The organism is Verticiella alkaliphila (assembly GCF_018904615.1).
Classification (GTDB): Bacteria; Pseudomonadota; Gammaproteobacteria; order Burkholderiales; family Burkholderiaceae_B; genus Verticiella; species Verticiella alkaliphila.
The window spans coordinates 1-629 of sequence record NZ_JADCNH010000110.1 but is presented as its reverse complement, the minus strand read 5'-3'; the positions used below and the strand labels follow the sequence as shown (position 1 = coordinate 629).

1 tRNA gene and 1 rRNA gene are annotated in these 629 nt (G+C 51.2%); both read left to right on the top strand.

The features are described from left to right. The first annotated feature begins 109 nt into the window (after positions 1 to 109). Positions 110 to 185: transfer RNA gene (locus IMZ29_RS22445), tRNA-Ala, on the top strand. Between the two features lie 325 nt (positions 186 to 510). After that, positions 511 to 629 (top strand): 23S ribosomal RNA (locus tag IMZ29_RS22440); the annotation flags it as partial.

The following is a 629-nucleotide window of genomic DNA, read 5'->3' as shown; positions in this document are numbered from 1 at the left end:
GGTTAGAGCACCGTCTTGATAAGGCGGGGGTCGTTGGTTCGAATCCAACCAGACCCACCAAGATTTGTACTGTAGTCCCGTAGTGTGATTTGACGGCGGCAGTATGACTGGGGGTGTAGCTCAGCTGGGAGAGCACCTGCTTTGCAAGCAGGGGGTCATCGGTTCGATCCCGTTCACCTCCACCACTTTTCTGCAGAGAAAAGCGGTTGGCATATAACTGATACGACAAACTTCGGCAGAGTCCAAGCATGAGCACATCGATGTGTGCTGATGGTTGGGTTTTGACCCGACGGCTGTTCTTTAACAATTTGGAAGAAGCACAACAAGTAATGTGTGTCTACGCATCGAGCGCCAGCATAGGGCTGTGATGCTGTGGATGACACGGGTTGTGATTGCATACATAGTTCGAGAAGTCTCAAGAACGTGTGCGGTAAAACGCATGCGTATACTCAGACCGACGAACGGCACAAGCGCGAATACTCAGAGTTTCTATAGCCATCATGGTTATAGGATCAAGCGACTAAGTGCATACGGTGGATGCCTTGGCGATCACAGGCGATGAAGGACGTTGTAGCCTGCGAAAAGCTGCGGGGAGCTGGCAAACAAGCTTTGATCCGCAGATATCCGAA